Origin of the sequence: Enterococcus sp. FZMF (assembly GCF_030263915.1) — a bacterium.
In the GTDB taxonomy this organism is placed as follows: Bacteria; Bacillota; Bacilli; order Lactobacillales; family Enterococcaceae; genus Enterococcus_D; species Enterococcus_D casseliflavus.
In genome coordinates this window covers 3,104,247-3,122,500 of sequence record NZ_CP127160.1, presented here as the reverse complement: position 1 = coordinate 3,122,500, position 18,254 = coordinate 3,104,247, and the positions used below count along the sequence as shown (strand labels likewise).

Genomic DNA, 18,254 nt, shown 5'->3' with positions numbered 1-18,254 from the left:
ACAGAAGTTAAGCTTCTTAGCGCCGATTGTAGTGAAGGGTTTCCCTTTGTGAGAGTAGGACGTCGCCACGCGTTTTTTTTACCTTATGGGGGTTTAGCTCAGCTGGGAGAGCATCTGCCTTACAAGCAGAGGGTCAGCGGTTCGATCCCGTTAACCCCCATATGAGTCGTTAGCTCAGTTGGTAGAGCATCTGACTTTTAATCAGAGGGTCACAGGTTCGAGCCCTGTACGACTCATAGTAATAACCTATGCGGGTGTGGCGGAATTGGCAGACGCACTAGATTTAGGATCTAGCGCCTTCGGGCGTGGGGGTTCAAGTCCCTTCACCCGCACTTCATTGCCGGCTTAGCTCAGTTGGTAGAGCATCTGATTTGTAATCAGAGGGTCGAGGGTTCAAGTCCTTTAGCCGGCATCAGGAATATGCGGAAATAGCTCAGTGGTAGAGCACCACCTTGCCAAGGTGGGGGTCGCGGGTTCGAACCCCGTTTTCCGCTTTGCCTTAGCAATTTTCAGCCGGGGTGGCGGAACTGGCAGACGCACAGGACTTAAAATCCTGCGGTGAGTGATCACCGTACCGGTTCGATTCCGGTCCTCGGCATTTCATAATATGCGCCCATAGCTCAATTGGATAGAGTGTTTGACTACGGATCAAAAGGTTAGGGGTTCGACTCCTCTTGGGCGCGCTTTTTAATAACGGGAAGTAGCTCAGCTTGGTAGAGCACTTGGTTTGGGACCAAGGGGTCGCAGGTTCGAATCCTGTCTTCCCGATAATTTTTCAAAAGGGGCCTTAGCTCAGCTGGGAGAGCGCCTGCTTTGCACGCAGGAGGTCAGCGGTTCGATCCCGCTAGGCTCCATATCATTTGAATAAATGATTCTTTTTTACGCGGTGTAGCTCAGCTGGCTAGAGCGTCCGGTTCATACCCGGGAGGTCGGGGGTTCGATCCCCTCCGCCGCGATTTTTAAGAGCCTGGACCTTTAGCTCAGTTGGTTAGAGCAGACGGCTCATAACCGTCCGGTCGTAGGTTCGAGTCCTACAAGGTCCATTGTGGCATTGTATCTGTTTTATTATGGAGGATTACCCAAGTCCGGCTGAAGGGAACGGTCTTGAAAACCGTCAGGCGGGTAAAACCGTGCAAGGGTTCGAATCCCTTATCCTCCTTAACTGTCTCTTTTGTTGCGAGCAAAAGAATCACAGTCTTTTAATTACTGTAAAGTAATTACTTATCGCGGGATGGAGCAGTCTGGTAGCTCGTCGGGCTCATAACCCGAAGGTCGTAGGTTCAAATCCTGCTCCCGCAATTGCTTTTGTTTTCAAAAGCGCAATAAAAGCTAAATATGGTTTGGTAGTTCAGTTGGTTAGAATGCCTGCCTGTCACGCAGGAGGTCGCGGGTTCGAGTCCCGTCCAGACCGCCATGCGGGTGTAGTTTAGTGGTAAAACCACAGCCTTCCAAGCTGTTGTCGCGAGTTCGATTCTCGTCACCCGCTTTAGCTTTTATTTTTTGGGGCCTATAGCTCAGCTGGTTAGAGCGCACGCCTGATAAGCGTGAGGTCGATGGTTCGAGTCCATTTAGGCCCATCAAAATGTAGTCATACATTTGGGGAAGTACTCAAGTGGCTGAAGAGGCGCCCCTGCTAAGGGTGTAGGTCGGGAAACCGGCGCGAGGGTTCAAATCCCTCCTTCTCCGTTTTTTATTGGTCCGTTGGTCAAGTGGTTAAGACACCGCCCTTTCACGGCGGTAACACGGGTTCGAATCCCGTACGGATCATTTTTTACTTTTGGAGGATTACCCAAGTCCGGCTGAAGGGAACGGTCTTGAAAACCGTCAGGCGGGTAAAACCGTGCAAGGGTTCGAATCCCTTATCCTCCTTAACTGTCTCTTTTGTTGCGAGCAAAAGAATCACAGTCCTTTAATTACTGTAAAGTAATTACTTATCGCGGGATGGAGCAGTCTGGTAGCTCGTCGGGCTCATAACCCGAAGGTCGTAGGTTCAAATCCTGCTCCCGCAATTGCTTTGTTTAACGGCAAAGCAGCAATACAAAGCTTCTGGTTTGGTAGTTCAGTTGGTTAGAATGCCTGCCTGTCACGCAGGAGGTCGCGGGTTCGAGTCCCGTCCAGACCGTTGTTTTTGGCTCGGTAGCTCAGTTGGTAGAGCAATGGATTGAAGCTCCATGTGTCGGCAGTTCGATTCTGTCCCGCGCCATAGGAATGCGGGTGTAGTTTAGTGGTAAAACTACAGCCTTCCAAGCTGTTGTCGCGAGTTCGATTCTCGTCACCCGCTTTGCATTTTTTATTTGGGGCCTATAGCTCAGCTGGTTAGAGCGCACGCCTGATAAGCGTGAGGTCGATGGTTCGAGTCCATTTAGGCCCATTACATTTTTAAACTGGTCCGTTGGTCAAGCGGTTAAGACACCGCCCTTTCACGGCGGTAACACGGGTTCGAATCCCGTACGGATCATGCAAACACTCTTGAGAGTGTTTTTTTATTGCCCAAAAATGATCTTTTTATCATTTTTTCAAGCATGAGCAGTCAAAATTTGTTATAATCAGTCCGTTGCAAGTTCCCGAAAGGATTCGCAGCTGCGAAGATGCCTTGTAACCGAAACATATATTAGGGGGAATACAAAAATGACAGAGAAACACTTATTTACATCAGAGTCCGTTTCAGAAGGACACCCAGACAAAGTAGCCGACCAAATCAGTGATGCCATCTTAGATGCGTTGCTTGCCGAAGACCCAATGGCACGGGTCGCTTGCGAAACGTCAGTTACTACGGGATTGGTTTTAGTCTTTGGAGAAATTTCTACTTCTGCTTATGTAGATATTCAAAAAGTCGTCCGAGAAACCATCAAAGAAATCGGCTATACACGAGCAAAATTCGGCTTTGACGGCGATACGGTTGCTGTTTTGGTAGCGATCGATGAGCAATCACCAGATATCGCTCAAGGCGTTGACGATGCTTTAGAAAGTCGTGGAGAAACGGATAAAGAAGATATCGGTGCCGGCGACCAAGGCTTGATGTTTGGTTTTGCCGTTGATGAAACACCTGAATTGATGCCTTTACCGATCGCGTTGAGCCATCGGCTGGTACGTCGCTTAGCAGAGTTGCGGAAAAACAACGAACTAAGCTACTTGCGTCCAGATGCAAAATCACAAGTAACCGTTGAATATGATGATAACGATCAACCACAAAGAGTGGACACCGTCGTTATTAGTACCCAGCATGATGATGCGGCTGATAATGAAATGATCCACCGTGATGTCATCGAAAAAGTGATCAAAGAAGTGATCCCTGCCGATCTTTTAGACGAGCAGACAAAATATTATATCAATCCTACTGGTCGTTTTGTGATCGGCGGTCCTCAAGGGGATGCCGGTTTGACTGGCAGAAAAATCATCGTTGATACTTATGGCGGCTATGCACGTCATGGCGGCGGTGCGTTTTCTGGAAAAGATGCAACCAAAGTTGACCGTTCAGCCAGCTATGCGGCTCGCTACATTGCCAAAAACATCGTAGCAGCAAAGCTAGCCAAAAAAGTGGAAGTACAATTAGCCTATGCGATCGGTGTGGCACAGCCCGTTTCGATCAGCATCAACACTTTTGGTACAGGAACCGTCAGCAACGAGCGCTTGATCCAAGCGGTACGGGAAAACTTTGATTTGCGACCAGCAGGAATTATTGAAATGTTAGATTTGCGCCGTCCGATTTATCGTCAGACTGCCGCTTACGGACATTTCGGTCGTACAGATATCGATTTGCCATGGGAACGCACCGACAAGGTGGCGGCACTTTTGGCAAGTGTGAAGGATTAAAAGAGGCGACCTCTATTGATGACTATCAATAGAGGTTCTTTTTTTTGGAGTAAAAGGAGGAGTTATATGCGAACCAATGTAAAATTAGTCACCATTGCGGTCTTTGTCGCAACGTTTATGACCGCAATCGAAGGAACGATCATTACGACAGCGATGCCTACCATCGTCAGTTCATTGAAAGGGATCGAGATCATGAACTGGGTCTTCTCGATCTATCTTTTGACCAGTGCGATGTTGACCCCGATCTACGGCAAGTTTGCCGATAATATCGGCCGCAAACCAGTCTTTTTATTTGGGACGTTGCTGTTTATTATCGGGTCGGCGTTTTGTGGGATGGCCAACACGATGTTGACGTTGATCATTGCCAGAGCGTTGCAAGGATTAGGCGCAGGTGCCATGATGCCCGTTGCCCTAACGATCATTGCGGACCTGTATCCCGTTGAAAAGCGGGCGAAAGTCTTAGGGCTCAATAGTACGGCTTGGGGGATCGCCAGTGTCGTTGGTCCCTTAGCCGGTGGCTTGATCGTAGATACGATCGGGTGGCATTGGATCTTTTTTATCAACGTACCCATTGGATTAGGGCTGATTGCCTTGATTTGGTTTTATTTTCATGAAGAAAAAAAGGCCTTTGCTGCAGTCAACATTGATTATGCAGGCAGTCTCTTGTTGATGTTGACGCTAGTAGGGCTCCTGCTAGGCTTCCAGTTGCTGGGAGATTATGGTGTGAGTCTGCCCGTCCTCAGTCTGTTCGTTTTTTCTGTCCTTATGTTCATCGGCTTCGTTCGGGTGGAGAAAAAAGCAGCAGATCCGATTATTGATCTGAAGCTGTTTCATTCAAAATTATTTGTGGTGGTCAATATCGTAGCAGCTTTGGCTAGCGGCTTCTTGATGGGGATCGATGTTTATATCCCAATGTGGATGCAAGGGGTCTTAGGCATGAGTGCGGGGATTGGCGGGCTTGTGTTGGCACCGTTATCGATTTTATGGATGATTGGTTCCTTCTTAGCCAGCCGTTGGTTGACACAGCACAGTGTCAGCTGGGTCTTGACGGTTAGCTTGTTGATCACGGCTACCGGTGCTTTGTGGCTGTTTTTGACACCGGCACAGACCTCATTCTGGTTGTTCTTGGTCATTTCTTCTATTACTGGCGTCGGGTTAGGGGCAACGATGGTGGTTTGTACGGTTACTGCCCAAACCAGTGTTGGCCCCACACAAGTCGGCGTGGCGACTTCTTTCAATACCCTGTTGCGAACGATCGGGCAAACCATCATGGTAGCGGTCTTCGGTATCGTTTTAAACACCAGTAATAGCGTAGGCTTAGCACAGGCACAAGTCAATGATAGCAGTGTCATGAATCAGCTAGTAGATCCAGCCGCTGCGCGCCAGCTGCCAACCGCATTACTAGGGCAATTACGGGCGATTCTTTATAGCGGTCTACACTGGGTTTTTGGGATCGGTGTTTTACTTATTGTGCTAGCGATTGGTTTGACCCGCACGATTTCGCGAGAATCTGGTACAATATAAAAAAAGGATCGCAGGTGATTGTATGGCTTTTTTACAAGCAAATATCTATTCAAATGTTCTTGAAATGGAGGTAATGATCGATGTGATCTTGCCTCAAAGTACCAAGAAAAAAATCGGCACGCAAAGCCAATCGACGGGCACAGATCTCCCGGTGCTTTATTTATTGCATGGGATGAACGGAAATCATAGTGTCTGGCAGCGACGGACGTCGATCGAGCGGTATGCCGCAGAGTATCAACTAGCGGTCATCATGCCGTCTACTGATCTGGGTTGGTATACCGATACGACCTATGAGATGAAGTATTGGACTTTTATCGCCGAAGAATTACCACAGATTTGTCATGAGCTGTTTCCTCAGCTGACGCAAAAACGAGAAAAAACTTTTGCGGCTGGGCTTTCGATGGGGGGCTATGGGGCAGTAAAACTCGGGCTGAGAAAGCCTGACCAGTTTGCGGCGGTAGCGTCTTTGTCTGGGGCATTAGCGCTGGCTGAAAGCATGGATTCCTTGCTGCAGCTGCGAAGCCAAGCTTATTGGGAAGGAATTTTTGGACCATTAGAGCAATTCAAAGGGTCAGAAAATGATTTGATCCATCTGATTGAGACCATCGATCCAAGCACAGCGCCGCGCTTTTTTATTAGCTGCGGAACCGAGGATCAGCTGTATCCGGCAAGTGAATATGCGGTGGATAAGCTGCAAAAACGCAAACTAGCCGTAACGTTTGAATCGGGAACTGGGGATCATGATTGGAATTTTTGGGATCAATGGATCCAACGAGTCCTGCAATGGCTTTTTAGTGAATAAAAAAACCATCAGTCGATCGACACCTTAACGTGCCGAGGACTGATGGTTTTTTCGTTCGATACAAAATAAGATCGGCGGTTGGTTGCGCTGATTGATAAATTGGTAGGAAAGGACATTGAATGCCTCTTGCGGCAGCTGCTGACAAAAGGAGTGTACTTCTTTCAGCTCTGCTTCGCCGCCAGCGTGTCCATAATAGCAGACGAGGATGATTCTACCTTTCGGGGCTAAACGTGTCAGTAAAGCTTCTAAAGCCGTTTTCGTTGTATCAGGCAGCGTGATGATCGCTTTGTCCCCTTTCGGCAAGTAGCCTAAATTGAAAATGGCGGCGTGAACCGGACCACTCACAACCTCTGCCAACGTCTCATGGCCTTGATGGATCAGCTGGACTTGCGCCAACAGCTCTTTTTCAGCCAACCGCTTTTTTGTAGCTTGCAGAGCTTGTTCTTGAATATCAAACGCAAACACCTGACCAGTCGGGCCAACTAAGGAAGCCAGTAATTCTGTGTCGAAGCCGTTGCCCATCGTGGCATCAACGGCGGTTTGTCCCGGCTGCAGAACTTCTTTTAAAAGGGTGTGGCTATAGCGCATGGCGGTCGGCAGCATTGACAGGCTCCTTTCGCACGTTGAATTTTCCTTGATAGGAGTTGCGGCGCAGCATTTCTTGATCGATCTCATTCAAGACTTCCCATTTTTTCAAACTCCACATTGGACCTACCAGAGAATCCCATGGTGCATCGCCTGTCAAGCGATGAATGATGATCTCTGGGGGGATCATTTCTAACTGATCGCAGATCAATGACACATAGGTATCGCGCCGCATCAATTGCAAACGTCCTTCATGATAATCCCGCAGCATCCGAGTATTGCGCATCAAATGCAGCAGGTGCAGTTTGATGCCTTGGATATCAGAATCTTGAATGGTGCGGCGGACATTTTCTTGCATCATCTCGATCGTCTCGCCTGGCAGGCCATTGATCAAATGGGTACAGACACGAATATTGTGTTTGCGCAGGCTGGCGACGCCGTCTAAGTAAGTTTGATAATCATGGGCGCGGTTGATGGCATTGCTCGTGGTTTCAAACGTCGTTTGCAGTCCTAATTCGACCCATAAATAAAAGCGTTGATTGAGCTCTGCTAGATAGTCAACGACATCTGCTGGTAAGCAGTCTGGTCGGGTCCCGATGGAGATTCCAACAACACCAGGTAGTGTCAACACTTGCTCGAAGCGCTCGCGGATCACTGCCACCGGTGCGTGGGTGTTCGTAAAGTTTTGAAAATAGACAATGTATTTGTCCACTTGCGGCCACTTTTTGTGCATCATGGCGATCTCTTTTTCAAACTGCTCTGGCAGTGGGGCTTCAGGAGCTACGATCATATCGCCAGAACCGGACACACTGCAAAATGTACAGCCGCCTTTGGCAACGGTGCCGTCACGATTGGGGCAGTCGAAGCCCGCATCGATGGGGACTTTAAAGATTTTTTCGCCAAATTCTTGCCGCAAAGCAAAGTTCCACGAATGGTATCGTTTGTTTTTATCTTCTGCATAAGGAAATGGATTCATTTTTTTACCTTCTTTTATAATTGTTTACGCGTGAAGCGCCAGACAAAGCGTTTTTGCAAGTAGTACGGATAGGTCAACAGCAGCCAAGACAGGCCGACACAAAAACCGCCTAACACATCACTGGGAAAATGCACACCAACATAAATACGGCTGATGCCGATGCAGCCAATCAAAAGGCCCAGCAAAAGGCGGATGCCCCATTGCCAAAAAGGCTGCTTGAAGAAAACTGGGACCAAGAAGAGCAAGGTTCCATAAAAAATCATACTGCCCGTCGAGTGTCCACTGGGGAAACTGAAACTTGATTCCGTGACTAAGTGTTCAAGAGTTGGGCGCTCCCGTAAAAAGACCAGTTTGATCAATGGATTAAAGAGCCCAGCAATCCCGATGGTACCAATACTGAGCCATAGAGCTTCAGCATAATACTTGTTGATCACTAAGACAGCTAAAACAGCGAGAAAGAGCAAGATGATCGTGGTAGGATTCGCAAATTTTGTGACCCATAGAAAAAACGGTGTCCAAAACGGGTAGCCGCTGCGGATGATGCGAGTCAAGGTTTCGTCAAAGGAGACCAACCAAGTAGGGTAAAATTTCACGACATAGCCGAGAAAAACGAACAGCAGTAAAAAGCAACTGCCCGCAAATTGAAAATAAAGTTTTTTATGCATGGATAAGCCTCGTTTCTAGAGAATTTCTGTCAATTATTGTCATTAAGTCAAAGAGACATCTAGAAGGTATTATAGCATTTATCACAAGTCGGAAAAAGCAGGGAACGAGCAAGGGGTTACTCGTCTGAGCAAGCGATACGTTTATCGGGAGCAGGCCAATTGCTTCATTGCAATAAATGTTCGTTTGATTACAAAGAGTTTACAGTTTCTGAAATCGGCTCAAATACCTTTTATAAATTCTTAAGAAATTGTATACTAAACCTACGTTCACTATAAGGAAAAAACGGAGGAATAACGGACATGAACACGAGTCAATCAAGAAAAGTACATCGTCAAGCAGACCAATCGGGCGATAAGTATCGAGTGATCAAAAAAAGTGCAGTTGTTTTAGGAACAACACTGACTGCTTGCTCTGTTGTAGCTCCATTGGTGTCATCGGTTCAAGCAGAAGCCGTAGAGACCTCGATCGCCCAAGTTTCTACTAGCAATTTTGCCGCGCCGAATACTTCCGCGTTTATTGCTGAAATCGCTACGTACGCCCAACCTGTGGCAAACGCCAACGATCTATATGCTTCTGTGATGATCGCGCAAGCCATTTTAGAAAGTGGTTGGGGCCGAAGCAGCTTATCAAAAGCACCGAATTACAATCTTTTCGGAATCAAAGGCAGCTATAACGGTCAAACCGTTTATATGAGTACCTTAGAATATTTGAACAACCAATGGTTGACTATGAATGAACCCTTTAAGCGTTACCCATCTTACACGCAATCATTTGAAGATAACGCACGTACTTTACGCTCAACTTCTTTACAAAGCGGTGTCGCGTATTATTCTGGCGCTTGGAAAAGCAATACGACTTCATATCTTGATGCAACCGCATGGCTAGCAGGCCGTTATGCGACTGCACCAAACTATGCCTCTTCACTGAATGCCGTGATCCAGCAATTTGGGTTAACGAAATATGACACGCCAGCTTCTGGCAATGCCGGTGGAGGCGCCACAGCCAGTGCTTCAACGAGTACGACGACCACGACATCAGCTGTCAGCACGAGCGGTAGTCAAACCTATACAGTCGCTTCGGGGGACTCAGTCTGGTCGATCGCCAACAAACATGGCATCTCCATGGATCAGCTGCGCAGTTTGAACAATATCAAAAACGATTTTGTTTATCCAGGACAAACCTTGAAAGTCAACGGCAGCGCCCAAAGTACTTCGGCAACTTCAACGGTATCGATCGTCAATCGCAATGCTTCAGCAACTACATCAGGCAATACCTACACCGTAGTTTCTGGCGATTCCGTTTGGTCGATCGCCAATAAGCATGGCATTTCGATGGATCAATTTCGCAGTTTGAACAACATCAAAAATGATTTTGTCTATCCAGGGCAAAAAGTTGTCGTTAGCGGTGGTTCGTCTACGAATACCAGCAGTACTACGACCGTCAGCACAGCATCAACGGCTAGCCAAAGCAGTGGCGGCACCTACACGGTGGCAGCTGGCGATTCAGTCTGGTCGATCGCTAACAAGCATGGCATCTCGATGGATCAGTTCCGCAGCTTGAACAATATTAAAAACGACTATGTTTATCCAGGTCAAAAGGTGGTTGTCAGCGGTAGTTCTACCCGTACAAGTACAACGACGAGCACGACCGTCAGCAGCCAAACCAGCAGCAGTGCTGCAGGCAACACCTATACGGTGGCTTCTGGTGATTCAGTCTGGTCAGTTGCCAATAAACACGGGATTTCGATGGACCAATTCCGCAGCTGGAACAACATCAAAAATGATTTTATCTATCCAGGACAAAAGGTGGTCGTCAAGCAAGGCGGCACGGCAGCTACTACCAGCACTTCAGCGACAAATGGTACGTACAAGGTCGCATCGGGGGATTCTGTTTGGGGGATCGCAGATAAGTTCGGCATCACGACGGATCAATTTATCCAATGGAACAATATTCAAAATAACTTTATTTATCCAGGACAAACAGTTAGGGTAAAATAGATTGCTATTCCTAATGATTTTTGTTAGGATAAGTGCAAAGAAACTTTCACGTTTGAGAAGGAATAGTAGAAGTACGGTGGGACTTTTAGAGAGTGCATGGTTGGTGGAAATGCACAGCACACCTTTCGAACTCGTCTTCGAGTGATATCTGACTGAACCTGATTTGGCTAGGCAGATACGGCGATGGCCGTTAAAACATCGAGGTCTGCTTTTTTGAGGAGCAGATAAACTTAGGTGGTACCACGTTGATAACGTCCTATAAAAATCATAGCGATTTTTATAGGACTTTTTTTAAGTTTTGCTGGTTGATTTGACGAGCAAAACACCAATTTTTTAGGAGGAGTCCATCGTGAATTACAATCACAAAGAAATCGAAAAAAAATGGCAAAAATATTGGGCAAAGAAAAATGAATTCAACACCCATGATGAGCCGGACAAACCAAAATTTTATGCGCTAGATATGTTCCCATATCCATCTGGACAAGGATTACATGTCGGACATCCAGAAGGCTATACAGCTACGGATATCTTGAGCCGCTTCAAACGCAGCCAAGGGTACAATGTACTGCACCCAATGGGCTGGGATGCCTTTGGTCTGCCTGCCGAACAATATGCACTAGACACTGGAAATGATCCAGCGGAATTCACGAAGAAAAATATTGAGACCTTCCGCCGTCAAATCAATGCGCTAGGATTCAGCTATGACTGGAATCGTGAAATCAATACGACAGATCCCGAGTACTACAAGTGGACGCAATGGATCTTTACCAAGCTTTATGAAAAAGGGTTAGCTTATGAAGCCGAAGTTCCAGTAAACTGGGTACCAGAGCTTGGGACCGTGATCGCCAATGAAGAAGTCATTGACGGAAAAAGCGAACGGGGCGGCTACGATGTGATCCGCAAACCGATGCGCCAATGGATGCTGAAAATCACAGCGTATGCTGATCGTTTGTTGGACGATTTAGAAGAAGTTGATTGGCCAGAAAGCATCAAAGAAATGCAACGCAATTGGATCGGACGTTCGGTCGGAGCCAACGTTACGTTTAAAGTGGCAGGGATGGAAAAAGACTTTACCGTCTTTACGACTCGCCCAGATACCTTGTTTGGTGCGACCTACGCCGTATTGGCACCAGAACATGAGCTAGTGGCCCAAATCACTACACCAGAACAAAAAGCAGCCATTGATGCCTATGTAGAAGAAGCGTCGAAAAAATCTGATTTGAACCGAACAGATTTGGCCAAAGAAAAAACTGGTGTCTTCACAGGTGCCTATGCCATCAATCCCGTGAATGGTAAAGAGATCCCGATTTGGATCGCCGATTATGTTTTGGCTTCTTATGGAACAGGTGCGATCATGGCGGTTCCTGCCCATGACGAACGTGACCACGAATTTGCCAAAACATTTGGCTTAGAGATCATTCCTGTATTGGCAGGGGGCAACGTAGAAGAATCTGCCTATACCGAAGATGGACTGCATATCAATTCAGACTTTTTGGATGGGCTAGACAAAGAGACAGCCATCGAAAAAATGGTCGCATGGTTGGAAGAAAACCACGTTGGGAAAAAAGAAGTCAGCTATCGTCTTCGCGATTGGTTGTTCTCTCGCCAACGGTATTGGGGAGAGCCAATCCCAATCATCCATTGGGAAGATGGGACGACTACGACGCTTCCTGAAGATCAGCTGCCGTTGCGTTTGCCAAAAACCGACAATATCAAACCAAGCGGTACTGGTGAATCGCCATTAGCCAATGTCACGGATTGGGTCAATGTCACCGACCCTGAAACTGGGAAAAAAGGACGTCGTGAAACCAATACGATGCCGCAATGGGCTGGAAGCTCATGGTATTTCTTGCGCTTTATTGATCCTCATAATAAGTCTGTTTTGGCAGACTACGACAAATTGAAACGCTGGATGCCAGTCGATATTTATATCGGTGGCGCAGAGCACGCTGTCTTGCACTTGCTTTATGCTCGCTTCTGGCATAAATTCTTGTATGATATCGGTGTCGTGCCAACGAAAGAACCATTTGAAAAATTGTTCAACCAAGGGATGATCCTTGGGGAAAACAATGAAAAAATGTCAAAATCCCGCGGCAACGTCGTCAATCCAGATGATGTCATCAATCAATACGGTGCGGATACTTTGCGTCTATATGAAATGTTTATGGGACCATTGGATGCATCGATCGCTTGGAATGAGAATGGCCTTGAAGGCAGTCGTAAATTCTTGGATCGCGTATGGCGCTTGATCGTCGATGAAAATGGCAAAATGCGTGACCGCATCACGACATTCAACGATGGCAAATTGTCGAAAGTTTACCATCAAACCGTTAAGAAAGTGACGGAAGATTTTGAGCAGCTGCACTTCAATACGGCGATTTCCCAATTGATGGTCTTTGTCAATGAAGCGTACAAAGCCGATGCCTTGCCTTACGAATATGTCGAAGGATTTGTGCAGCTATTGGCTCCGATCGCACCGCATATCGGGGAAGAGCTATGGTCGATCCTCGGGAATGACCATGGGATCTCTTATGTGCCATGGCCAACCTATGACGAAAGTGCCCTAGTGGAAGACGAGATCGAAGTCGTCTTTCAAGTCAACGGCAAAGTTCGCGCCAAAGCAATGGTGCCAGCGGATGCCGAAAAAGCAGTGCTTGAACAATTGGCGCAAGAAAACGAACTTGTCCAAGAACAGCTCCAAGGAAAAACGATCCGTAAAGTGATCGTCGTACCGAACAAATTGGTCAATATCGTTGCAAACTAAACGCTAAAAAATAGCTGCCTAGCAGATCGAGGGTCTGTTAGGCAGCTTTTTGGTGACGACAAAGAAAAAAAGTGTTACTGAGTGGTTCTCAGCAACACTTTTTTGTTATTTTTTGCGAATGATCCCATAGAACAAAGCGGCTGTTGCGACCAATGGAATCAAGATCACTAGTAGAAAGCCGTTTGGATATGTAGCGCGAGTGAAAATTTCTGATGAAGCATCACTTCCGCCAAATAGATGATTGGAAATCATGAACTGAGCCATCATAGCAACGATTGCGACAAAACCAATTGCAGTACCAGTACCGACGAAAATTTTTTTCTTTGCGTTGTTCATTACATTTGCCCCTTTTATAGTCTCTATGTATCATTATACAAAATTTGGATGCGTGTTCAATCTGATTTTGTCAAATAATTGATTCGTAATACACTTGAAATGTTTCTGACATATTTAAGCACCAGAAAAGTAAAAATTCCCCTGTAGACCGATCATATTATTCGCTGATCCTCACGGACTCTCGTATAATAAAGTAAGAGAAAAGAAAGAGGGGACTTACATGGAGTATCAATCATTTGAAGGCCAGTCGGCTTTTTTTGAAGATTATGCACGGATTGCCAAACCTGGCTATGAGGAAGAGGCAGTCACTGCCGATGTCTTGGAACAGTTGAATCAACAATTAACAGAAGAAGAGCTGTTTTACCGTTTAGCAGCCGAAGATGCCAAAGAAGGGCAAGTCTTTTTGTTTCCTTTCAGCAAACGAATGTTTACCGAAGACCTTGACGCCGCCATTTCAACAGAATTCCGTTATGATGGCGCACCCTATGTCTATGAGACTTACGAAGACGAACAACCTTAGTCACGCAGAAAAAAAACTTTCAGATGATCTGTTAAATCATCTGAAAGTTTTTTTGTTGAGGCAACTTGTTGCTATTGGTGTTTGGCTTGCTGCTGCGCTAAGGTCAAGTCACCGATGTAAGGGACTTTTTTTCCAGCGACTTTCAAGTATTGTTCGGCGCCTTTGCCCGCAATAATCACGATATCCTTACTGTCTGCTTCAGCAATCGCCGATTTGACGGCTTGAGCCCGATCCATCTCATGAATGATGGCAACTTCAGGATTGGTGATCGCAGCTGCAATTTCTTTTGCGATCGCATCTGCTTCTTCAAAATCAGGATCATCGCTGGTCAGGTAGACTTTGTCCGCATATTCTCCTAGCGCTCGTCCCATATCTGCTCGGCGAGATTGTGCTTTGCCGCCAGCACTGCCAGTGACAAAAAGCAGGCGGCCTTCTGGGCGCAATTGGCGGGCAAGTTCACTTAATGATTGGAAGCTAAGGTAATTGTGGGCATAGTCAACGATCATGACTGCGCCATTTTCTTTTTCTAAAACGATCATTCGTCCAGGGATGATCACTGTCGGCAGGACTTTCTGAGCGTCCTCACGAGAGGCACCCGCTAAGCAGGCAGCTAAAATCGCAGCTGCAGCGTTCTCATGGTTGAAAGAACCTAAGATCCCCAGTTGATATTCCCCAGAGACTTGCAAGACATCAGAAGCAGCTGACAGCGCAAAGCCTTTTAGATCTGTCCCTTCTTGGACGACATAATCGGCGTCTGAACGTCCGTAGGTGATATAAGGAACTTGATGGACTTCACAAGTTTCTCGCAGCAAGTGGTAGTGATCGCTTTGGCGATTCAAAATCATCTGTTTGCTGTTGCGGATCAGTTCCCGTTTGCAGTAAAGGTAATCGTCATAAGTTGGATGTTCCACTGGTCCAATGTGATCAGGCGAAATATTCAAGAACGCGCCAATATCAAAGGTAATACCGGCGACCCGTTTGGTTTTATAGGCTTGGGAAGAAACCTCCATCACAAGATGGGTCATGCCGTTTGCGACAGCCTCGGCCATCATCTTATAAAGATCCAGTGTTTCGGGGGTCGTCAACACTGCTTCATTAAAGGTTTTTCCATCGACTGAGTTTTCCTCAGATGAAAAGAATGCTACTTTTTGACCCGTCGATTCTGCTAAAATCGCCCGAGCAAAATAGGCGCAGCTGGTTTTGCCTTTTGTTCCCGTGATGCCGATGGTCACCAGCTGTTCTTGAGGATGGCCATAAAACGCTTGAGCGATCACTGCCATCGTTTCTCGAATGTCGGTGACGATGATTCCATAAGTTGCAAAGTTGTCATAGGGCGTTTCTGAAATGTAGCACTGAATCCCTTGGTCAATGGCGGCAGCCAGGTAGCTTTCTTTAAAAGAAGCCCCTTTACAGAAAAAAAGCGTCGCCGCATCGGCTGTTCGCGAGTCGTAGCTTAATGAGGTAAAGGCAAGATCAGTCATTTCTTGCGGCACGGTATAAACCCAATCAGTGGGGGTGATGATTTCTTTCAATAGGTTTTCCTGCAATAAGAGCTTGCGGATCTGTGGCACGGTAATGAGTTCCTTTTGCATCGTTGTTCTCCTTCATTCCTCTAAAGATTTCTCTTATTATAGCATAACTCCTAAAAACCGCCGTTTGGGAGGGAAAAGTTTTCTTTTTTTTCTCCTTATTTTGAAGAAACTTTAAGATGTTGCAAAAATAGATTGCGACCAACCCTTTTTCGAATTAAAATGGAAGGGATATGTTTGTAGAAAGTTGGAGATAATGGCGATGGATAAACACATGCGTTCAGTGTCAAAAGAATTAACTACACAAGAAAAAATGGCTCAAGGATCTGCTTGGATGACGATGGGAAATATCGGCTCACGTTTGCTTGGCGCTATTTACATTTTACCCTGGTATTATTGGATGGGCGCAAATGCGGATAAAGCAAATGCGTTGTTTGGAATGGGCTATAATGTTTACGCCTTATTTTTAATGATCTCCACTGCGGGGATCCCTTCAGCAATTGCCAAACAGATTTCTTTTTACAATTCTCGCCAAGAATACCGCACGAGTCAGAAGCTCTTTTTACGAGCGTTTCAATTGATGGCAGGCTTTGGCGTGGTGACCGCTGGAATCATGTATTTGGCAGCCCCGTGGTTGGCAACGGCTTCAGGCGGAGGCGCAGAATTGATTCCTGCGATGCGCTCATTGAGTATTGCTTTATTGGTTTTTCCTTGTATGAGTGTCATGCGAGGGTATTTCCAAGGAAACCAAGACATGAAACCTTTTGCGATCTCGCAAGTCGTTGAACAAATCGCTCGTGTCTGTTATATGCTTTTAGCGACCTTCATCATTATGCGGGTCATCGAAGGCGAATACACGGCAGCCGTGACGCAATCGACCTTTGCCGCCTTTATCGGTGTCTTAGCCAGCATTTTGGTATTAGGCTATTACTTCCAAAAGCAGCGGGTGCGGATGGATGTTTTAGTCGATATGAGCAAAGAAGAAACGGTGCTGCAAACCAAAGAATTGGTTTTAGCGACCATCAAAGAAGCGATCCCTTTTATTATCGTAGGCTCAGGGATCACGATTTTAAAATTGGTGGATCAGTACACCTTTGTTCGAATGATGAGCAGTTTTACCGAATTTTCAAATGATCAGCTCTTAGAACTAATGGCGATTTTCGGCAGCAACCCTGATAAGCTGACGATGGTGGTTATCGGATTAGCTACTTCCATGGCTTCAACGGGACTACCTTTGATCAGTGAAGCAGTCGCCAAAAAAGACAAAAAGAACTTAGCCAAATTGATCAGCAACAACTTGCAATTGTATTCCTTTGTAATGTTTCCAGCGACTTTTGGGATGATCGTACTGTCTTATCCTCTATACACCTTGTTTTATCGTCCAGATGCGTTAGGGGCGAGCGTCTTAGTCGCTGCCTGTCTTTCTGGTCTGGTCTTGGGCTTGTTTATGCTTAGTTCGAGTATGCTGCAAGGGATGTACCACAACAAAGAAGCGGTTGTTTTCTTCTTTGTAGGGTTACTGGTGAAAGTGATCTTGCAGTATCCAGCGATTCGTTTGTTCCAAGTCTACGGTCCATTGGTTTCTACCACGATTGCCTTAGGGATCGTCTGCTGGCTGAATATTCGCAAAATGATTCGCAAAGGCCATTTCAATGTAAACTTAACGTTGCGACGGACATTATTGATTGGCGCGATGACGATCATTATGGTGATCGCAGCGTTGATCGCTCGCCAACTCTTTGGGCTTGTCTTGAGCTCTGAAAGAAAAGTCCAAGCCTTTATCTTGAGCTTGCTAGTAGCAGGAGTCGGCGGCAGTGTATACATCTACATTGCGCTGAAATTGCGTTTAGCTGAAAAATTACTCGGCTCATCAATGGTTCGTTTACGCCAGAAATTACACATCAAATAAAACTAGAAGCAGCCGCTGAGCCTCCTTTGTGAGACCTTGGCGGCTGTTTTATATGAAAGGAAGCAACCGATGCGTTTAGACAAATTTTTAGCGGATATGGGCTATGGCTCCCGCAAAGAAGTGAAACAGTTGATCAAAAAAGGTCTCGTGACCGTCAATGGACAAGTCATCAAAAGTGACAAAGCACAAGTACAAGAAACACAAGATACCGTTTGTTTTGAGGGGGAACCCATCGCCTATCAAAGCCAGTTTTATTATTTGCTGAATAAACCCGCCGGCGTGATTTCGGCAACCGTCGATTCCTATGAAGAGACGGTCTTAGATTTGTTTTCTGAAGAAGCATTTCGCGAAGATCTGTTTCCAGTAGGACGGTTGGATAAAGACACCGAAGGCTTTTTGCTGATTACGAACGATGGCGGATTGGCGCATCAATTATTGTCGCCTAAAAAGCATGTGGAAAAAGAATATTATGCCCAAGTTGAGGGAATCATGACAGCGGAGGATCAAAAAATCTTTGCCAAAGGCATCAAATTAGACGGCGAGTGGACTTTGCCGGCTGAGCTGCAGATCCTCAACGTCGATGAAGACGAAATGCGCAGCGAGATCAAACTGATCCTCCATGAAGGCAAGTTTCATCAAGTCAAACGGATGGTCCATGCAGTAGGAAAAGAAGTCGTTTATTTGAAACGGATTCGCATGGGAGGCCTGTCCTTGCCAGATGATTTGGCATTAGGCGAGTATCGGGAATTAACGTCTGAGGAATTGGCGAAGCTGCAAGAGCGAGGATAAGGCGGTTGGCGAGCTAAAGAAATTCTTATAAAAGTTGTTATTCG

At 46.3% G+C, this 18,254-nt stretch carries 13 protein-coding genes, 25 tRNA genes, 1 rRNA gene, 1 riboswitch and 1 other annotated feature (1 of these 41 only partly in view); of the genes, 34 read left to right on the top strand and 5 right to left on the bottom strand.

What is annotated here, in order from left to right; genetic code table 11:
* From rrf to QN079_RS15165, 29 genes are all read left to right on the top strand, one after another.
* Positions 1 to 71: ribosomal RNA gene (gene rrf / locus QN079_RS15305) — 5S ribosomal RNA — on the top strand; it begins 45 nt to the left of the window's first position.
* A gap of 16 nt (positions 72 to 87) precedes the next feature.
* Positions 88 to 160, top strand: a tRNA-Val gene (locus QN079_RS15300).
* A gap of 3 nt (positions 161 to 163) precedes the next feature.
* Positions 164 to 236, top strand: a tRNA-Lys gene (locus tag QN079_RS15295).
* Between the two features lie 14 nt (positions 237 to 250).
* Positions 251 to 332: transfer RNA gene (locus QN079_RS15290), tRNA-Leu, on the top strand.
* Between the two features lie 7 nt (positions 333 to 339).
* Positions 340 to 412: transfer RNA gene (locus QN079_RS15285), tRNA-Thr, on the top strand.
* Between the two features lie 10 nt (positions 413 to 422).
* Positions 423 to 494 (top strand) — tRNA-Gly (locus QN079_RS15280).
* An 18-nt stretch (positions 495 to 512) separates the two neighbouring features.
* Positions 513 to 598, top strand: a tRNA-Leu gene (locus QN079_RS15275).
* 11 nt (positions 599 to 609) lie between these two features.
* A tRNA-Arg gene (locus QN079_RS15270) sits at positions 610 to 683 on the top strand.
* An 11-nt stretch (positions 684 to 694) separates the two neighbouring features.
* Positions 695 to 768: transfer RNA gene (locus QN079_RS15265), tRNA-Pro, on the top strand.
* A 13-nt stretch (positions 769 to 781) separates the two neighbouring features.
* Positions 782 to 854, top strand: a tRNA-Ala gene (locus QN079_RS15260).
* Positions 855 to 882: 28 nt separating this feature from the next.
* Positions 883 to 956: transfer RNA gene (locus QN079_RS15255), tRNA-Met, on the top strand.
* A 13-nt stretch (positions 957 to 969) separates the two neighbouring features.
* A tRNA-Ile gene (locus QN079_RS15250) sits at positions 970 to 1,043 on the top strand.
* Between the two features lie 26 nt (positions 1,044 to 1,069).
* Positions 1,070 to 1,159 (top strand) — tRNA-Ser (locus QN079_RS15245).
* Between the two features lie 66 nt (positions 1,160 to 1,225).
* A tRNA-Met gene (locus tag QN079_RS15240) sits at positions 1,226 to 1,299 on the top strand.
* Between the two features lie 38 nt (positions 1,300 to 1,337).
* Positions 1,338 to 1,414 (top strand) — tRNA-Asp (locus QN079_RS15235).
* A gap of 1 nt (position 1,415) precedes the next feature.
* Positions 1,416 to 1,486: transfer RNA gene (locus QN079_RS15230), tRNA-Gly, on the top strand.
* Positions 1,487 to 1,503: 17 nt separating this feature from the next.
* A tRNA-Ile gene (locus QN079_RS15225) sits at positions 1,504 to 1,577 on the top strand.
* Positions 1,578 to 1,598: 21 nt separating this feature from the next.
* Positions 1,599 to 1,686, top strand: a tRNA-Ser gene (locus QN079_RS15220).
* Between the two features lie 9 nt (positions 1,687 to 1,695).
* Positions 1,696 to 1,767, top strand: a tRNA-Glu gene (locus QN079_RS15215).
* Between the two features lie 12 nt (positions 1,768 to 1,779).
* A tRNA-Ser gene (locus QN079_RS15210) sits at positions 1,780 to 1,869 on the top strand.
* A 66-nt stretch (positions 1,870 to 1,935) separates the two neighbouring features.
* Positions 1,936 to 2,009, top strand: a tRNA-Met gene (locus QN079_RS15205).
* 39 nt (positions 2,010 to 2,048) lie between these two features.
* Positions 2,049 to 2,122: transfer RNA gene (locus QN079_RS15200), tRNA-Asp, on the top strand.
* 8 nt (positions 2,123 to 2,130) lie between these two features.
* Positions 2,131 to 2,203, top strand: a tRNA-Phe gene (locus tag QN079_RS15195).
* Between the two features lie 7 nt (positions 2,204 to 2,210).
* Positions 2,211 to 2,281 (top strand) — tRNA-Gly (locus QN079_RS15190).
* 16 nt (positions 2,282 to 2,297) lie between these two features.
* Positions 2,298 to 2,371, top strand: a tRNA-Ile gene (locus QN079_RS15185).
* Positions 2,372 to 2,386: 15 nt separating this feature from the next.
* Positions 2,387 to 2,458, top strand: a tRNA-Glu gene (locus QN079_RS15180).
* 91 nt (positions 2,459 to 2,549) lie between these two features.
* Positions 2,550 to 2,631, top strand: a riboswitch (SMK box riboswitch).
* The gene (metK, locus tag QN079_RS15175) at positions 2,629 to 3,813 is read left to right on the top strand and encodes a methionine adenosyltransferase (protein WP_060792588.1); all 1,185 of its coding nucleotides are present in this window, start codon (positions 2,629 to 2,631) and stop codon (positions 3,811 to 3,813) included. (Overlaps the previous riboswitch by 3 nt.)
* A gap of 66 nt (positions 3,814 to 3,879) precedes the next feature.
* The gene (locus QN079_RS15170) at positions 3,880 to 5,337 is read left to right on the top strand and encodes an MDR family MFS transporter (RefSeq protein ID WP_289230057.1); all 1,458 of its coding nucleotides are present in this window, start codon (positions 3,880 to 3,882) and stop codon (positions 5,335 to 5,337) included.
* A gap of 22 nt (positions 5,338 to 5,359) precedes the next feature.
* Entirely contained in the window at positions 5,360 to 6,139 is a 780-nt protein-coding gene (locus QN079_RS15165; protein ID WP_005227672.1) for an alpha/beta hydrolase, read from the top strand.
* 24 nt (positions 6,140 to 6,163) lie between these two features.
* Here QN079_RS15165 and mnmM read toward each other — a convergent pair whose 3' ends face one another.
* The 3 genes from mnmM to QN079_RS15150 are packed head-to-tail and all read right to left on the bottom strand — an operon-like array spanning position 6,164 to position 8,365.
* Positions 6,164 to 6,742 (bottom strand): tRNA 5-(aminomethyl)-2-thiouridylate-methyltransferase MnmM, encoded by a 579-nt coding sequence (mnmM, locus tag QN079_RS15160; protein WP_015510496.1) that lies wholly within the window; start codon positions 6,740 to 6,742, stop codon positions 6,164 to 6,166.
* Positions 6,717 to 7,700, bottom strand: coding sequence for a tRNA modification radical SAM protein MnmL/YtqA (mnmL, locus tag QN079_RS15155; protein WP_081116954.1), 984 nt, complete (start codon positions 7,698 to 7,700; stop codon positions 6,717 to 6,719). The genes mnmM and mnmL overlap by 26 nt, the downstream gene beginning before the upstream one ends.
* Before the next feature lie 14 nt (positions 7,701 to 7,714).
* Positions 7,715 to 8,365 carry a phosphatase PAP2 family protein gene (locus QN079_RS15150; RefSeq protein WP_015510495.1) on the bottom strand — a complete coding sequence of 217 codons (651 nt, stop codon included), beginning with the start codon at positions 8,363 to 8,365 and terminating at the stop codon, positions 7,715 to 7,717.
* Positions 8,366 to 8,665: 300 nt separating this feature from the next.
* Here QN079_RS15150 and QN079_RS15145 point away from each other — a divergent pair, with 300 nt between their 5' ends.
* Together QN079_RS15145 and leuS are read left to right on the top strand one after the other, a co-directional pair.
* On the top strand, positions 8,666 to 10,363 hold the full coding sequence (locus QN079_RS15145; protein WP_081116953.1) for a LysM peptidoglycan-binding domain-containing protein: 1,698 nt from the start codon (positions 8,666 to 8,668) through the stop codon (positions 10,361 to 10,363).
* Between the two features lie 42 nt (positions 10,364 to 10,405).
* Positions 10,406 to 10,625, top strand: a binding site (T-box leader).
* A gap of 87 nt (positions 10,626 to 10,712) precedes the next feature.
* On the top strand, positions 10,713 to 13,127 hold the full coding sequence (gene leuS, locus QN079_RS15140) for a leucine--tRNA ligase (RefSeq protein WP_010749009.1): 2,415 nt from the start codon (positions 10,713 to 10,715) through the stop codon (positions 13,125 to 13,127).
* A 105-nt stretch (positions 13,128 to 13,232) separates the two neighbouring features.
* Here the strand turns inward: leuS and QN079_RS15135 are convergent, their stop codons facing one another.
* Entirely contained in the window at positions 13,233 to 13,463 is a 231-nt protein-coding gene (locus QN079_RS15135) for a hypothetical protein (RefSeq protein WP_289230056.1), read from the bottom strand.
* Positions 13,464 to 13,683: 220 nt separating this feature from the next.
* Here QN079_RS15135 and QN079_RS15130 point away from each other — a divergent pair, with 220 nt between their 5' ends.
* Positions 13,684 to 13,983: a DUF5960 family protein gene (locus QN079_RS15130; RefSeq protein WP_005227682.1), complete on the top strand. Its 300-nt coding sequence runs from the start codon at positions 13,684 to 13,686 to the stop codon at positions 13,981 to 13,983.
* Positions 13,984 to 14,054: 71 nt separating this feature from the next.
* Here the strand turns inward: QN079_RS15130 and murE are convergent, their stop codons facing one another.
* Positions 14,055 to 15,575: a UDP-N-acetylmuramyl-tripeptide synthetase gene (gene murE / locus QN079_RS15125; RefSeq protein WP_015510493.1), complete on the bottom strand. Its 1,521-nt coding sequence runs from the start codon at positions 15,573 to 15,575 to the stop codon at positions 14,055 to 14,057.
* 199 nt (positions 15,576 to 15,774) lie between these two features.
* Here murE and QN079_RS15120 point away from each other — a divergent pair, with 199 nt between their 5' ends.
* Positions 15,775 to 17,421 carry a putative polysaccharide biosynthesis protein gene (locus QN079_RS15120; RefSeq protein WP_015510492.1) on the top strand — a complete coding sequence of 549 codons (1,647 nt, stop codon included), beginning with the start codon at positions 15,775 to 15,777 and terminating at the stop codon, positions 17,419 to 17,421.
* A 69-nt stretch (positions 17,422 to 17,490) separates the two neighbouring features.
* Positions 17,491 to 18,210, top strand: a complete 720-nt coding sequence (locus QN079_RS15115; protein WP_118215432.1) for a pseudouridine synthase — start codon at positions 17,491 to 17,493, stop codon at positions 18,208 to 18,210.
* The last annotated feature ends 44 nt before the right edge of the window (positions 18,211 to 18,254 follow it).

Coding starts and splice junctions, on each gene's coding strand:
- QN079_RS15165 (WP_005227672.1), top strand. CDS start 5,360: ATGGCTTTTTTACAAGCAAATATCTATTCAAATGTTCTTGAAATGGAG.
- QN079_RS15115 (WP_118215432.1), top strand. CDS start 17,491: ATGCGTTTAGACAAATTTTTAGCGGATATGGGCTATGGCTCCCGCAAA.
- QN079_RS15130 (WP_005227682.1), top strand. CDS start 13,684: ATGGAGTATCAATCATTTGAAGGCCAGTCGGCTTTTTTTGAAGATTAT.
- murE (WP_015510493.1), bottom strand. CDS start 15,575: ATGCAAAAGGAACTCATTACCGTGCCACAGATCCGCAAGCTCTTATTG.
- QN079_RS15170 (WP_289230057.1), top strand. CDS start 3,880: ATGCGAACCAATGTAAAATTAGTCACCATTGCGGTCTTTGTCGCAACG.
- mnmL (WP_081116954.1), bottom strand. CDS start 7,700: ATGAATCCATTTCCTTATGCAGAAGATAAAAACAAACGATACCATTCG.
- QN079_RS15135 (WP_289230056.1), bottom strand. CDS start 13,463: ATGAACAACGCAAAGAAAAAAATTTTCGTCGGTACTGGTACTGCAATT.
- QN079_RS15145 (WP_081116953.1), top strand. CDS start 8,666: ATGAACACGAGTCAATCAAGAAAAGTACATCGTCAAGCAGACCAATCG.
- metK (WP_060792588.1), top strand. CDS start 2,629: ATGACAGAGAAACACTTATTTACATCAGAGTCCGTTTCAGAAGGACAC.
- mnmM (WP_015510496.1), bottom strand. CDS start 6,742: ATGCTGCCGACCGCCATGCGCTATAGCCACACCCTTTTAAAAGAAGTT.
- QN079_RS15150 (WP_015510495.1), bottom strand. CDS start 8,365: ATGCATAAAAAACTTTATTTTCAATTTGCGGGCAGTTGCTTTTTACTG.
- QN079_RS15120 (WP_015510492.1), top strand. CDS start 15,775: ATGGATAAACACATGCGTTCAGTGTCAAAAGAATTAACTACACAAGAA.